Below are 14,719 nucleotides of genomic sequence, written 5' to 3' on the forward strand. Positions count from 1 at the left end.
GGCCCCGGACACGGCAGGGCCCCGGTACGGGACGTCCGTACCGGGGCCCTGCGCGCGGGCGGCGTCCGCTCAGCCGCCGAACTCCTCCAGGCCCTTCAGCGCCTGGTCCAGCAGAGCCTGGCGGCCCTCCAGTTCACGGGAGAGCTTGTCGGCCTTCGCGTTGTTGCCGGCCGCGCGGGCCGCGTCGATCTGGCCGCGCAGCTTGTCCACGGCCGCCTGCAGCTGACCGGTCAGACCGGCCGCGCGCGCCCGGGCCTCCGGGTTGGTGCGGCGCCACTCGCCCTCCTCGGCCTCCTGGATCGCGCGCTCCACGGTGTGCATCCGGCCCTCGACCTTCGGCCGGGCGTCGCGCGGCACGTGGCCGACGGCCTCCCAGCGCTCGTTGAGGGAGCGGAACGCGGCACGGGCCGCCTTCAGGTCGGTGACCGGGAGGAGCTTCTCGGCCTCCTCGGCCAGCTCCTCCTTCAGCTTCAGGTTCTCCACCTGCTCCGCGTCACGCTCCGCGAAGACCTCGCCGCGCGCCGCGAAGAACACGTCCTGGGCGCCGCGGAAACGGTTCCACAGGTCGTCCTCGGACTCCCGCTGCGCCCGCCCGGCCGACTTCCAGTCGGTCATCAGCTCGCGGTAGCGGGCCGCCGTCGGACCCCAGTCGGTCGACTTCGACAGCGACTCGGCCTCCGCGACCAGCTTCTCCTTCACCTTGCGGGCGTCCTCGCGCTGCGCGTCCAGCGAGGCGAAGTGCGCCTTGCGGCGCTTGGAGAAGGCGGAGCGGGCGTGCGAGAAGCGGTGCCACAGCTCGTCGTCCGACTTGCGGTCCAGCCGCGGCAGACCCTTCCAGATGTCCACCAGGGCACGCAGCCGCTCGCCCGCGCTGCGCCACTGGTCGCTCTGCGCCAGCTGCTCGGCCTCGACGACCAGCGCGTCCTTGGCCGTACGGGCCTCGTCCGCCTGCTTGGCCTTCTGGACCTTGCGCTCCTCGCGCCGCGACTCCACCGTCGCCACCAGCTTGTCGAGCCGCACCCGCAGGGCGTCGAGGTCGCCCACGGCATGGTGCTCGTCCACCTGGGTCCGCAGGTGGTCGATCGCCGTCTGCGCGTCCTTGGCGGACAGATCGGTGGTCCGCACCCGCTTTTCGAGGAGGCCGATCTCGACCACCAGGCCCTCGTACTTGCGCTCGAAATAGGCCAGGGCCTCCTCAGGGGTCCCCGCCTGCCACGAGCCGACGACCTTCTCGCCATCGGCAGTACGCACGTACACGGTGCCCGTCTCGTCGACTCGGCCCCACGGGTCGCTGCTCACAGCGCCTCCTCCACCTGATGCCTCCGAGGGGTTCACCCCCTGGGCATCGTCCACAGTTTCCTGGGGCGGGCAGCGCCCGCCCTGCACAACGCCAACATAGGCGACCGCCGGGCCGGCTGTCCGCATCCCGCACGACGGAATATCGCCGCACGGAGCGCGCTCCGGCCGGTCCGGTGGCCGCCGGGCCCGTCACTTCCGGGTGACGGTGCCCTTCTCGATCTTCACCTCGGTCTTCGGCGCCCCGTCCTGGCCGCCGTCGGCCGTTCCGGCCTTGGCGACCTCCTCCAGGACCTTCACGCCGGCCGCGTCGATCTTGCCGAACGGCGTGTACGACGGGGCCAGCGGGCTGTCCTTGTACACCAGGAAGAACTGGCTGCCGCCCGAGCCGGGCTGGCCGGTGTTGGCCATCGCCACCGTGCCCGCCGGGTAGACGACCTGGCCCTGCTCGTTCGCCTTGCCGAGCGACTCCAGGTTCTCGTCCGGGATCGTGTAGCCCGGTCCGCCCATGCCGGTGCCCTGGGGGTCGCCGCACTGCAGAACGAAGATCCCGCTCGTCGTCAGCCGGTGGCACTTCGTGTTGTCGAAGTAGCCCTTGTCGGCGAGCGACTTGAAGGAGTTCACCGTCTGCGGGGTCTTCGCCGCGTCCATCTCGAAGGTGATGGCGCCCGCGCTCGTCTTCAGGTCGAAGGCGTACTTCGCCTTGGCGTCGATGGCCATCGCGGGGGAGGGGGACTGCTGGGGCGTCGGCGAGGACGACGGGGTCGCCGCCGGATCCGCCACCGCGTCCTTCTTGTCCGAGTCGAAGACACCGCCCACGACGAGGCCGACCAGCGTCGCGGCCACCACGGCCACCGCGGCGCCGATCACCGCCGCACGCCGGCGCGACTTCTGCCGGGCCGCGGCCCGACGCTCCTGCTGGCGCTCGTACTTCTCTCGGGCGAGCTGTCGCCGCCGCTGATCGCTCGTGACCACCGGGTCGTCTCCTTGTGCGTGTCTGGTACCGCTGTCCGGGCTGGGATAGGCCGTACCGTATATGGGTTCGCTGTGTAATGAGCGGCGCCGGTAGGCTCTGAGCAGCAGGATTCCGATCCGCTGCCTCCCGCCGGACGACGATTGAGGACGAACGTGCTGATTGCCGGTTTCCCCGCCGGGGCCTGGGGGACCAACTGCTACGTGGTCGCCCCCGCCGCCGGCGAGGAGTGCGTCATCATCGACCCTGGTCACCAGGCCACCGAAGGGGTCGAGGAGACGCTGCGCAAGCACCGGCTCAAGCCCGTGGCGGTCGTGCTGACCCACGGCCACATCGATCATGTGGCCTCCGTCGTCCCGGTCTGCGGAGCACACGACGTCCCCGCGTGGATCCACCCCGAGGACCGCTACATGATGAGCGACCCGGAGAAGGCCCTCGGCCGCTCCATCGGGATGCCGCTCATGGGCGAGCTGACCGTCGGCGAGCCGGACGACGTCCGCGAGCTGACCGACGGCGCCGGCCTGAAGCTGGCCGGAATGGACTTCTCCGTGGCGCACGCGCCGGGCCATACCAAGGGGTCGGTGACCTTCCGGATGCCCGAGCTGGCCGACGTCCCGCCGGTCCTCTTCTCGGGCGACCTGCTCTTCGCCGGCTCCATCGGACGCACCGACCTGCCCGGCGGCTCCCATGCCGAGATCCTCGCGTCGCTGGGCCGCGTGTGCCTGCCGCTCGACGACTCGACCGTGGTCCTGTCCGGACACGGTCCCCAGACCACCATCGGCCGCGAGCGCGCGACCAACCCGTACCTGCGGGAGGTCGCGGCCGGCCTGGCAGCGGACCCGACGGCCGCTCCACGACGAGGAATGTGACGAGAGTTTCGTGAGTACTTTTCAGGCCCCCAAGGGCACGTACGACCTGCTGCCGCCCCGGTCCGCGACCTTCCTCGCGGTCCGCGAGGCCATCGCGGCGCCGCTGCGCAACTCGGGCTACGGGTATGTGGAGACCCCGGGCTTCGAGAACGTCGAGCTGTTCTCGCGCGGTGTCGGCGAGTCCACCGACATCGTGACCAAGGAGATGTACACCCTCACCACCAAGGGCGGCGACCAGCTCGCCCTGCGCCCCGAGGGCACCGCCTCCGTGCTGCGCGCCGCGCTCCAGGGCAACCTGCACAAGGCCGGCCTGCTCCCCGTCAAGCTCTGGTACTCCGGTTCGTACTACCGCTACGAGCGGGCCCAGGCCGGCCGCTACCGCCACTTCTCCCAGGTGGGCGCCGAGGCGATCGGCGCCGAGGACCCGGCGCTCGACGCCGAGCTGATCATCCTGGCCGACCAGGCGTACCGCACCCTGGGCCTGCGCAACTTCCGCATCCTGCTGAACTCCCTGGGCGACAAGGAGTGCCGCCCGGTGTACCGGGAGGCCCTGCAGGCGTTCCTGCGCGGGCTGGACCTCGACGAGGAGACCGTCCGCCGCGCCGAGATCAACCCGCTGCGCGTCCTCGACGACAAGCGGGAGTCCGTGCAGGAACAGCTCACCGGCGCCCCGATGCTGCGCGACTACCTCTGCGACGCCTGCAAGGCGTACCACGAGGAGGTGCGGGCGCTGGTCACGGCGGCCGGAGTCGCCTTCGAGGACGACGAGAAGCTGGTGCGCGGACTGGACTACTACACCCGGACCACCTTCGAGTTCGTCCACGACGGCCTCGGCTCGCAGTCCGCGGTGGGCGGCGGCGGCCGCTACGACGGCCTCTCCGAGATGATCGGCGGACCCGCCCTGCCCTCGGTGGGCTGGGCGCTGGGCGTGGACCGCACGGTCCTCGCCCTGGAGGCCGAAGGCGTCGCGCTGGACATCCCGGCCGCCACCTCGGTCTTCGCCGTGGCGCTGGGCGAGGAGGCCCGGCGGGTGCTCTTCGGGAAGGTCACCGAGCTGCGCCGGGCGGGCGTCGCGGCCGACTTCGGCTACGGCGGCAAGGGCCTCAAGGGCGCCATGAAGGACGCGAACCGGTCGGGAGCCCGGTTCGCCGTGGTCGCGGGCGAGCGGGACCTCGCCGAAGGGGTCGTGCAGTTCAAGGACATGGCGTCCGGCGAGCAGACCGCCGTACCGCTGGCCGAGCTGGTCGACACCGTACGGGCCCGCCTGGCCTGACGGCCGCCGCCGACGGGCGCACGGGCCCGGGGAAGCGCCGCACGGCGCCGCCCCGGGCCCGTCCCGCACCCGCGTCCACGGGCCGCCCGTGCGCCCGTCCTTATGCCCATCGAACGGTGGGCAGCGCGCCCCGTACGGCAGAATGGCCCGTGCTTGTTGACCTTGCAGATGTGGAGCGGGCGGTATGACGACACGAGGTACGGACGCGGACACCGCCCCGAGGACGACGGTCGGGGGCAGCCGGGCGCTGGCCCTGCTGCTGGTGATCACGGGGGCCGCGGGCCTGCTGGCCGCCTGGGTGATCACGATCGACAAGTTCAAGCTGCTCCAGGACCCGAACTTCACCCCGGGCTGCAGCCTGAACCCGGTCGTCTCCTGCGGCAACATCATGAAGAGCGAGCAGGCCGAGGTCTTCGGCTTCCCGAACCCGATGCTCGGAATGGTCGCCTACGGGATCGTGATCTGCGTCGGCATGAGCCTGTTGGCCGGGGCCCGGTTCCGGCGCTGGTACTGGCTCACCCTCAACGCGGGCACCCTGTTCGGCGTCGTCTTCTGCGCCTGGCTGACCTACCAGTCCCTGTACAACATCAACTCGCTCTGCCTGTGGTGCTCCCTGGCCTGGGTCGCCACGATCGTCATGTTCTGGTACGTCACCTCGCACAACGTCCGCGAGCGGCTGCTGCCCGCCCCGGGCTGGCTGCGGGCCTTCTTCTCCGAGTTCACCTGGGTGCTGCCCGTCCTGCACATCGGGATCATCGGCATGCTGATCCTGACCCGCTGGTGGGACTTCTGGACCTCCTGAGCCCGGCCGCGCTGTCAGCGGGCTCGCATAGGCTTCCGGTGTGGAACCAGATCTCTTCACCGCCGCAGCCGAGGAACGCCAGGAGAAGGACCCGTCGAGCTCTCCGCTCGCCGTCCGGATGCGTCCGCGCACCCTGGACGAGGTCGTCGGGCAGCAGCACCTGCTGAAGCCCGGCTCCCCGCTGCGCCGGCTCGTCGGCGAAGGGGCCGGCGGCCCGGCCGGCGCCTCGTCGGTGATCCTGTGGGGCCCGCCCGGCATCGGCAAGACCACCCTCGCGTACGTGGTCAGCCAGGCCACGCAGAAGCGGTTCGTCGAACTGTCCGCGATCACCGCCGGCGTCAAGGAGGTCCGCGCGGTCATCGAGGGCGCCCGGCGCGCGGCCGGCGGCTACGGCAAGGAGACCGTCCTCTTCCTCGACGAGATCCACCGCTTCAGCAAGGCGCAGCAGGACTCGCTGCTCCCGGCCGTGGAGAACCGCTGGGTGACCCTGATCGCGGCCACCACGGAGAACCCGTACTTCTCGATCATCTCCCCGCTGCTCTCGCGCTCGCTGCTGCTGACGCTGGAACCGCTCACCGACGAGGACCTCGGCGCCCTGATGGCGCGGGCGCTCACCGAGGAGCGGGGCCTGGGCGGCGCCGTCACCCTGCCCGCCGACGCCCGGGCGCACCTGCTGCGGATCGCCGGAGGCGACGCGCGACGCGCCCTGACGGCCCTGGAGGCCGGGGCCGGATCGGCCATCGCCAAGGGCGAGGACGAGATCACCCTCCAGACCGTGGAGGAGGCCGTGGACCGGGCGGCCGTGAAGTACGACCGCGACGGCGACCAGCACTACGACGTGGCGAGCGCGCTGATCAAGTCGATCCGCGGCTCGGACGTGGACGCGGCGCTGCACTACCTCGCGCGGATGATCGAGGCGGGGGAGGACCCGCGGTTCATCGCCCGGCGCCTGATGATCTCGGCGAGCGAGGACATCGGCCTCGCCGACCCGACCGCCCTGCCGCTCGCGGTGGCCGCGGCCCAGGCGGTGGCCATGATCGGCTTCCCGGAGGCCGCGCTGACCCTCTCGCACGCCACGATCGCGCTGGCGCTGGCCCCCAAGTCGAACACCGCGACCACCGCGATCGGCGCGGCCTTGGCCGACGTCCGGGCCGGCCTGGCCGGCACGGTCCCGCCGCACCTGCGCGACGGTCACTACAAGGGCGCGGCCAAGCTGGGCCACGCCCAGGGCTACGTCTACCCGCACGACGTGCCGGGCGCCATCGCCGCCCAGCAGTACGCCCCGGACGAGATCCACGGCAAGCGGTACTACGAGCCGACGCGGTACGGGGCCGAGGCCCGCTACGCGGACGTGGTGGAGAAGGTCCGCGAGCGGCTGCGCGGGGCCGGCGGGTCCTGACCGCCGGGCGGCGGGCCGGCGCGGTGCCCGGGCGCGCGGCCACGGGACGCCGCCGCCGACCCCTGTCCGCCGCCGCAGCGTCTAGTGCGAGGCGGCCGAGAAGAGGGTGTGCATCGCCCGGCGCAGGCCGCAGATGTCCGCGACCGGCTCGGGGAAGTCGAAGCGGGCGTCGAAGGAGCCGGCCGAGCCGCCCAGGAAGCGCACGCGCAGGCCCAGCCGGTCCAGGGCGAGCGGCACCGCGGCCATGCCGTCGGCCTCCCGGGAGCCCAGCAGGCCGCACAGTTCGGCGATCCGCTCGCCGTGCGCCGCGGACAGGTGCTGGAGCAGCTCCGTCTCGTGGGCGACCATCGGGTCCGGCTCGGCCGCGGCCAGGTCCTCCGGCTCCACGTGCTCGGCGCCCCACAGGTCGTCCACCGTGATTTCGCCGACCTCCAGGCGCAGCAGCATCCACGCGGGCCGGACGCCGGAGGGGGCTCCGAGCGGGAGGTCCGGCGCCTCGGACAGGCCCAGCAGTTCGCCCACCGGCCGGCGCTCGGCGAGCAGTGCGGCGCAGGCCGCCCGGTCGTCCCCGCGCACCGGTGTCAGCCACCCGGCCAGCCACGCGCGGCCTCGGATACGATGGGGCACGGACACCGGCGCCACGTCCGTGATCTCGATCACGGCGGTGAGGTCGTCGTCCTGGGCGTGAGCGGCTGCCCTGGCAGCCGCGGATTCCCCGGAAACAAGGAGAATCACGTCCCCGTCCGGGGTGACGGTCCGTGCGACCGGCATCCCCGTCCCGAACTCGACCGGCTCCTGGCTGTCAGGAGCACCCGGCAGCGTGAGGGATACTGAGGCGTTGGACTCTACGAGGGTTCGTACGCGTTCGGCTCCGGTGAGCTGCCGAACGCCTTCCCTGGGACGCGGCTGACCTTGCCTATCGTCGTCGAAAGCAGATTCCGTTTCGTTGGAATCTGAACTTCGACGCGCACTGGGCAGGGGGATCCCATGTGGTCGAGACATTACGTCCTCCTCGCTAAGGTAAGCCTCACCTAACTTACATGGAGGTAGGTTCCACGTGAACCAGAAGCGACCCAAGGTCAAGAAGTCGCGTGCCCTCGGCATTGCGCTGACCCCGAAGGCCGTCAAGTACTTCGAGGCCCGCCCCTACCCGCCGGGCGAGCACGGCCGTGGCCGCAAGCAGAACTCGGACTACAAGGTTCGTCTGCTGGAGAAGCAGCGTCTGCGCGCGCAGTACGACATCTCCGAGCGCCAGATGGCCCGCGCGTACGACCGCGCCAAGAAGGCCGAGGGCAAGACGGGCGAGGCGCTGGTCGTCGAGCTCGAGCGTCGCCTCGACGCCCTGGTCCTGCGTTCGGGCATCGCCCGCACCATCTACCAGGCCCGCCAGATGGTCGTTCACGGCCACATCGAGGTCAATGGTGGCAAGGTCGACAAGCCGTCGTTCCGTGTCCGCCCGGACGACGTCGTGACCGTGCGCGAGCGCAGCCGCGAGAAGGTTCCGTTCCAGGTCGCCCGTGAGGGTGGCTACGCAGGCGAGGGCGAGACCCCGCGCTACCTGCAGGTCAACCTGAAGGCCCTGGCCTTCCGCCTGGACCGCGACCCGAACCGCAAGGAAATCCCGGTCATCTGCGACGAGCAGCTCGTCGTCGAGTACTACGCCCGCTGATGCAGGCGTAGCCCTCACAGGCTGGTCGGAGCCCGTCGTCCCCTCCGGGGGGCGGCGGGCTCCCTGCCGTTGCGGCCCGGGCCCCGGACGGCCGCCGGGGCCGCCGTCCGGGGCCCGCTACGGCTGGTCGGCGGCCGCCCGCCGTCCGCGCGCGGCCCCCAGCGGCCCGCCGCGGCCCGACGGGCGCGGCGACGGAACGGCCCCGCCCCGCTCCCCGGGAGTCCGCAGGGCCCGCGCCACCAGCACCTCGCGGCCCAGCCCCCGGCCCTCGGCCGCGCGCGCCGCGTAGCCCTCCGCGCCCAGCGCCTCGGCCGCCCGCTCCCGGCACGCCAACCGCGGGGCGTTGAAGTACCCCGAGCCGAACAGCCGCAGCCCCACCCCGCCCCACAGCGGCTCCGCCGCGCCCTGGAGCACCGCGGCCTCGGCCGGATCGCCCTCCACCGCCGTCACCAGGGCCAGCAGCTCCAGCGCCAGGACCAGCCCCACCAGGTCGTGGAAGGCGTGGTTGATCCGCACGCACTCGGTCAGCAGCCGCCGCGCCCCGGCCGTGTCCCCCGCGTCCAGGGCCGTGTACCCGAGGACGTACAGGGCGTACGCCTTGGTCCAGCGCTCCCCGCGCTCCTCGCACACCTCCCGCACCTCGCCGCAGAGCGCCGCCGCCCCCGCCAGGTCCCCCTGGAAGGCCAGCGCCATCGCCAGCTCCACCTGGCACATCAGCACGTTGCCGTTCAGCTCCCCGACCGCCCGGTAGCGCTCCAGCGCCGTGCCGAGCAGCTCGCCGGCCCGCGCCATGTCGTCCGAGACCAGCGCCAGGCAGCCCAGCCGGTGGACCGCGTAGGCGGCCGCGACCCGGTTGTCCGAGCGGACCGCCGCGTCCCGGCACTCGTACAGGGCGCTCATCGAGGCGACCGCGTCCCCCTGCAGCGCCGCGACGTAGCCGAGCACCCACAGGGCCTTCAGCCGCGAGGTCTCGTAGTCCACCGGCCGGTCGCCGCCCTCCAGGGTCCGCTCCAGCCAGTGCCGGCCCTCCGCGAGCCGCCCGCAGCCCGCCCAGTAGAACCACAGGGTCCCCGCCAGGTACTGGCCCAGGTGCAGTCCGTCCGGCTCGTCCAGGCAGCACTCCAGCGCGAGCCGCAGGTTCGCCAGCTCCACCCCCACCAGGGCGGCGACCTCCTCCTGGCGCGGGCCGAACCAGTCCAGCTCGCACCAGGTCGCCAGCCCCACGTACCAGTCCCGGTGGCGCCGCCGCAGCCGCCCGGCGTCACCCGTCGACTCCAGCCAGCCCGCTCCGTACAGGCGTACGGTCTCCAGCATCCGGTAGCGCACCCCGGCGGGCGTCTCCTCCCGGACCAGCAGGGACTGGGCGATGAGCTCTCCGACCAGGTCCAGCACGCCGCCCACCGGCAGGTCCGGACCCGCGCACACGTACTCCGCGGCCTCCAGGTCGAACCGCCCCGCGAACACCGACAGCCGAGCCCACAGCAACCGCTCCGCCGCCGTGCACAGCTCGTGGCTCCAGCCGATCGTCGTCCGCAGCGCCCGGTGCCGGGGCAGCGCACCGCGGGCGCCGCCCGTCAGCAGCGCGAAGCGGTCCTCCAGCCGGGCCAGCACCTGCTCCGCCGACAGCGTGCGCAGTCGGCCCGCCGCCAGCTCCAGGGCCAGCGGGATGCCGTCCAGCCGGGCGCACAGCTCGGCCAGCGCCGCCCGCTCCGCCACGTCCGGCGCGAAGCCCGGGTCGGCCGCCCTGACCCGCTCGACCAGCAGCGCGAGCGCCTCCTCGGGGGCAGGCGGGGCCAGCGGGAGGACGCGCTCGCCGTCCAGGTCCAGCGGCCGTCGGCCCGCCGCGAGCACCCGCAGCCCGGGCGAGCGGCGCAGCAGCTCCCGCACCAGCACGGCGGTCTCCTCCACCACCTGCTCGTAGCCGTCCAGGACCAGCAGCAGCCGCCTCCCGGCGAGGTGTTCGGCCAGGACGGCCCGGGGCGGCCGGACGGTGTGGTCGGTCAGCCCGAGGGCCTCGGCAAGGGCGATCTCCAGCAGCGCGGCATCCCGTACGGAGGCCAGCTCGGCCAGCCACACGCCGTCGCAGTAGCGTTCCTGCTCCTGCGCGCGGCCCCCCGAGGACGCCCCCGCAGACACCGCCGCGGCCGCCGCGAGCACCAGCCGCGACTTGCCCACCCCGCCCACGCCGGTGACCGTGACCAGCCGCGACGACTCCAGCAGCCGCCCCAGCCCGGCCAGTTCCGCACCCCGCCCGACGAACGGGCCCGGCTCCGAGGGAAGATTGCCCCGGGCGGCGTTTCGAAGGGGTCTGTGTCGCATGGGACACGGAGAGTACTGGTCCGCACGCGATGGGTACAAGGCGATCCCGCCCGGCCCGCTTTTCCGGTACTGCCGGGGATCTCGGGCGCGATAGGGTCGTAGGGCGAATCTTTCAGCAGTTCAGGTACAGACAGAGAGCGGTGTGACGTGTCCGGTGGAGAGGTGGCCGGGATCCTCGTGGCCGTCTTCTGGGCGATCCTGGTCTCGTTCCTCGCCGTGGTACTGGTGAGGCTGGCGCAGGTGCTCAAGGCGACCGGCAGGCTGGTGGCCGAGGTGACCGACCAGGCGGTGCCGCTGCTGGCGGAGGCCTCCACGACCGTCCGCTCCGCGCGCACCCAGCTCGACCGGGTAGACGCGATCGCGAGCGACGTCCAGGAGGTCACCTCCAACGCCTCCGCGCTCTCCTCCACCGTGGCCTCCGCCTTCGGCGGCCCGCTGGTCAAGGTCGCGGCCTTCGGCTACGGCGTGCGCAGGGCGCTGGGCCGCAACCAGGACGGCGCGCCGCAGAAGACCCCCCGCCGCACCGTGATCGCCGGCCGTACGGTCCCGGCGGCCCGGCGCCGGAAGCAGAAGGGCTGACCGCCATGTTCCGCCGAGCCTTCTGGTTCACCGCCGGCGCGGCCGCCGGCGTGTGGGCCACCACCAAGGTCAACCGCCAGATCAAGAAGCTGACGCCGGAGAGCCTCGCCGCCCAGGCCGCCGACAGGGCCGTGGAGGCGGGACACCGCATCAAGGACTTCGCCCTCGACGTCAAGGCGGGAATGACCCGGCGCGAGGACGAGCTGAACGACGCACTGGGCCTGACCCGGGACCCCGACCGGCCCGACAACGTCACCGCGCTTCCCGGGCCGCGCCGGCTGCACGCCCTGGAGAACGACCAGGACATCCACCGATCGAAGTTTTCGTACAACCGGAATGAGGACCACTGATGGAGTCGGCTGAAATCCGCCGCCGCTGGCTGAGCTTCTTCGAGGAGCGCGGTCACGCCGTTGTCCCTTCGGCGTCGCTCATCGCGGACGACCCGACTCTGCTGCTGGTCCCGGCCGGCATGGTGCCGTTCAAGCCGTACTTCCTCGGCGAGGTCAAGCCGCCCGCCCCGACGCTCACCAGCGTCCAGAAGTGCGTGCGCACGCCCGACATCGAAGAGGTCGGCAAGACCACCCGCCACGGCACCTTCTTCCAGATGTGCGGCAACTTCTCCTTCGGCGACTACTTCAAGGAAGGCGCCATCAAGTACGCCTGGGAGCTGCTCACCAGCTCCGTGGCGGACGGCGGCTACGGCCTGGAGCCGGAGAAGCTCTGGATCACCGTCTACCTCGACGACGACGAGGCCGAGCAGATCTGGCGCGACGTGATCGGCGTCCCGGCCGAGCGCATCCAGCGCCTGGGCAAGAAGGACAACTTCTGGTCCATGGGCGTCCCCGGACCCTGCGGCCCCTGCTCCGAGATCAACTACGACCGCGGCCCGGAGTTCGGCGCCGAGGGCGGCCCCGCCGTCAACGACGAGCGCTACGTGGAGATCTGGAACCTGGTCTTCATGCAGTACGAGCGCGGCGCCGGCGACGGGAAGGAGGACTTCCCGATCCTCGGCGACCTGCCGTCGAAGAACATCGACACCGGTCTCGGCCTCGAACGCCTCGCGATGATCCTGCAGGGCGTGCAGAACATGTACGAGACCGACACCCTGCGCGTGGTGATGGACAAGGCCACCGAGCTGACCGGCGTGCGCTACGGCGCCGCGCAGGGGACCGACGTCTCGCTGCGCGTGGTCGCCGACCACATCCGCACCTCCGCCATGCTCATCGGCGACGGCGTCACCCCCGGCAACGAGGGCCGCGGCTACGTGCTGCGCCGCATCATGCGCCGCGCCATCCGCAACATGCGCCTGATGGGCGCCACCGGCCCGGTCGTCCAGGAGCTCATCGGCGTCGTGATCGACACGATGGGCCTGCAGTACCCGGAGCTCGTCACCGACCGCAAGCGCATCGAGACCGTCGCGCTCGCCGAGGAGGCCGCGTTCCTCAAGGCCGTCAAGGGCGGCACGAACATCCTCGACACCGCCGTCACCGAGACCAGGGCCGCCGGCGGCACCGTCCTCTCCGGTGACAAGGCCTTCCTGCTCCACGACACCTGGGGCTTCCCGATCGACCTCACCCTGGAGATGGCCGCCGAGCAGGGCCTCTCCGTGGACGAGCCCGGCTTCCGCCGCCTGATGCAGGAGCAGCGCGACCGGGCCAAGGCCGACGCCAAGGCCAAGAAGACCGGCCACGCGGACATGTCCGCCTACCGGGAGATCGCCGACGGCTCCGGCGCCACCGAGTTCACCGGCTACGCCACCACCCAGGGCGAGTCCACCATCGTCGGCCTGCTGGTCAACGGCGCCTCCTCGCCCGCCGCCTCCGAGGGCGACGAGGTCGAGGTCGTCCTCGACCGCACCCCCTTCTACGCGGAGGGCGGCGGCCAGCTCGCCGACCAGGGCCGCATCCGGCTCGACTCGGGCGCGGTCATCGTCGTCCGCGACGTGCAGCAGCCCGTTCCCGGCGTCTCCGTCCACAAGGGCAGCGTCCAGGTCGGCGAGGTGACGGTGGGCGCCTCCGCGTACGCCGCCATCGACATCCAGCGCCGCCGGGCCATCGCCCGCGCCCACTCGGCCACGCACCTGACCCATCAGGCCCTGCGCGACGCCCTCGGCCCGACCGCCGCCCAGGCCGGCTCCGAGAACTCGCCGGGCCGCTTCCGCTTCGACTTCGGCTCCCCGAACGCGGTGCCCGGCTCGGTCCTCACCGACGTCGAGCAGAAGATCAACGACGTGCTCTCGCGCGAGCTGGACGTCACCGCCGAGATCATGAGCATCGACGAGGCGAAGAAGCAGGGCGCCATCGCCGAGTTCGGCGAGAAGTACGGCGAGCGCGTGCGCGTCGTGACCATCGGCGACTTCTCCAAGGAGCTGTGCGGCGGCACCCACGTCGGCAACACCGCCCAGCTCGGCCTGGTGAAGCTGCTCGGCGAGTCCTCCATCGGCTCCGGCGTGCGCCGCGTCGAGGCCCTCGTCGGCGTGGACGCGTACAACTTCCTCGCCAAGGAGCACACGGTCGTCGCCCAGCTCCAGGAGCTCGTCAAGGGCCGTCCGGAGGAGCTGCCGGAGAAGATCGCCTCCATGCTCGGCAAGCTGAAGGACGCCGAGAAGGAGATCGAGAAGTTCCGCGCGGAGAAGGTCCTCCAGGCCGCCGCCGGCCTCGCGGCCGGCGCCCAGGACGTCCGCGGCGTCGCCGTCGTCACCGGTCAGGTGCCGGACGGCACGGGCGCCGACGACCTGCGCCGGCTGGTCCTCGACGTGCGCGGGCGCATCCAGGGCGACCGTCCGGCCGTCGTGGCCCTCTTCACCGTGGCGAACGACCGCCCGCTGACCGTCATCGCCACCAACGAGGCCGCCCGCGAACGCGGCCTGAAGGCCGGCGACCTGGTCCGGGCCGCTGCCAAGACCCTCGGCGGAGGCGGCGGCGGCAAGCCCGACGTCGCCCAGGGCGGCGGTCAGAACCCGGCCGCCATCGGCGACGCCATCGCGGCCGTCGAGCGCCTCGTGGGGGAGACGGCCTGATGACGCTGCGCCGCGGCCGACGACTGGCCGTCGACGTCGGGGACGCCCGGATCGGGGTCGCCTCGTGCGACCCCGACGGGGTGCTCGCCACGCCGGTGGAGACGGTTCCGGGACGGGACGTCCCGTCCGCCCACCGGCGGCTGCGGCAGCTCGTCGCGGAGTACGAGCCCCTCGAAGTGGTGGTCGGGCTGCCCCGTTCGCTCAGCGGGCGGGAGGGGCCGGCCGCGGTCAAGGTCCGCGCCTTCGCCGTCGAACTGGCCAAGGGCATCAAGCCGGTGACCGTCCGTCTGGTCGACGAGCGGATGACCACCGTCACCGCGGCGCAGGGCCTGCGGGCCTCCGGCCGGAACGCGAAGAAGGGCCGGTCGGTCATCGACCAGGCGGCCGCCGTGGTGATCCTGCAGAACGCGCTGGAGACCGAACGGGTATCAGGTAATCCGCCTGGCGAGTGCGTCGAAGTGGTTGTCTGATCGCGATACGGTAACGTTCCGCGCCATGAGGCGGCATTCGAACAGCCGTCG

At 72.3% G+C, this 14,719-nt stretch carries 13 protein-coding genes; 9 read left to right on the forward strand and 4 right to left on the reverse strand.

All coding sequences use genetic code 11. The annotated features are described in order from the left end of the window. Positions 1-69 precede the first annotated feature (69 nt). Both CP968_RS26960 and CP968_RS26965 read right to left on the reverse strand, forming a co-directional pair. Entirely contained in the window at positions 70-1,299 is a 1,230-nt protein-coding gene (locus CP968_RS26960; RefSeq protein WP_150520463.1) for a DUF349 domain-containing protein, read from the reverse strand. A gap of 189 nt (positions 1,300-1,488) precedes the next feature. Continuing rightward, positions 1,489-2,271, reverse strand: coding sequence for a peptidylprolyl isomerase (locus CP968_RS26965; RefSeq protein ID WP_150520464.1), 783 nt, complete (start codon positions 2,269-2,271; stop codon positions 1,489-1,491). 153 nt (positions 2,272-2,424) lie between these two features. Here CP968_RS26965 and CP968_RS26970 point away from each other — a divergent pair, with 153 nt between their 5' ends. The 4 genes from CP968_RS26970 (at position 2,425) to CP968_RS26985 (ending at position 6,612) form a co-directional block, all read left to right on the forward strand. Continuing rightward, positions 2,425-3,138, forward strand: coding sequence for an MBL fold metallo-hydrolase (locus tag CP968_RS26970; protein WP_150520465.1), 714 nt, complete (start codon positions 2,425-2,427; stop codon positions 3,136-3,138). A 10-nt stretch (positions 3,139-3,148) separates the two neighbouring features. Then, entirely contained in the window at positions 3,149-4,411 is a 1,263-nt protein-coding gene (gene hisS, locus CP968_RS26975) for a histidine--tRNA ligase (protein WP_150520466.1), read from the forward strand. A gap of 184 nt (positions 4,412-4,595) precedes the next feature. After that, on the forward strand, positions 4,596-5,213 hold the full coding sequence (locus tag CP968_RS26980; RefSeq protein WP_150520467.1) for a vitamin K epoxide reductase family protein: 618 nt from the start codon (positions 4,596-4,598) through the stop codon (positions 5,211-5,213). A gap of 40 nt (positions 5,214-5,253) precedes the next feature. Then, positions 5,254-6,612, forward strand: coding sequence for a replication-associated recombination protein A (locus CP968_RS26985; protein WP_150520468.1), 1,359 nt, complete (start codon positions 5,254-5,256; stop codon positions 6,610-6,612). Positions 6,613-6,693: 81 nt separating this feature from the next. Here the strand turns inward: CP968_RS26985 and CP968_RS26990 are convergent, their stop codons facing one another. Then, entirely contained in the window at positions 6,694-7,614 is a 921-nt protein-coding gene (locus tag CP968_RS26990; RefSeq protein WP_373304134.1) for a DUF2470 domain-containing protein, read from the reverse strand. A gap of 55 nt (positions 7,615-7,669) precedes the next feature. On the opposite strand from CP968_RS26990, the gene rpsD reads away from it, so the two are divergent. After that, positions 7,670-8,281: a 30S ribosomal protein S4 gene (gene rpsD, locus CP968_RS26995; RefSeq protein WP_150520470.1), complete on the forward strand. Its 612-nt coding sequence runs from the start codon at positions 7,670-7,672 to the stop codon at positions 8,279-8,281. Between the two features lie 117 nt (positions 8,282-8,398). On the opposite strand, the gene CP968_RS27000 is transcribed toward rpsD, so the two are convergent. Next, the gene (locus CP968_RS27000) at positions 8,399-10,600 is read right to left on the reverse strand and encodes an ATP-binding protein (RefSeq protein WP_229886897.1); all 2,202 of its coding nucleotides are present in this window, start codon (positions 10,598-10,600) and stop codon (positions 8,399-8,401) included. Positions 10,601-10,747: 147 nt separating this feature from the next. Between CP968_RS27000 and CP968_RS27005 the strand changes: the two genes are divergently transcribed. The 4 genes from CP968_RS27005 to ruvX are packed head-to-tail and all read left to right on the forward strand — an operon-like array spanning position 10,748 to position 14,668. Next, the gene (locus CP968_RS27005) at positions 10,748-11,179 is read left to right on the forward strand and encodes a DUF948 domain-containing protein (protein WP_150520471.1); all 432 of its coding nucleotides are present in this window, start codon (positions 10,748-10,750) and stop codon (positions 11,177-11,179) included. 5 nt (positions 11,180-11,184) lie between these two features. After that, complete coding sequence (locus tag CP968_RS27010; RefSeq protein ID WP_150520472.1) at positions 11,185-11,529, forward strand: DUF6167 family protein; 345 nt, start codon at positions 11,185-11,187, stop codon at positions 11,527-11,529. Next, on the forward strand, positions 11,529-14,198 hold the full coding sequence (gene alaS / locus CP968_RS27015; protein WP_150520473.1) for an alanine--tRNA ligase: 2,670 nt from the start codon (positions 11,529-11,531) through the stop codon (positions 14,196-14,198). The genes CP968_RS27010 and alaS overlap by 1 nt, the downstream gene beginning before the upstream one ends. After that, positions 14,198-14,668, forward strand: coding sequence for a Holliday junction resolvase RuvX (gene ruvX, locus CP968_RS27020; RefSeq protein ID WP_150520474.1), 471 nt, complete (start codon positions 14,198-14,200; stop codon positions 14,666-14,668). Before alaS ends, ruvX begins: the two co-directional genes overlap by 1 nt. Positions 14,669-14,719 lie beyond the last annotated feature (51 nt).

This window comes from Streptomyces subrutilus (assembly GCF_008704535.1).
Lineage (GTDB): Bacteria > Actinomycetota > Actinomycetes > Streptomycetales > Streptomycetaceae > Streptomyces > Streptomyces subrutilus.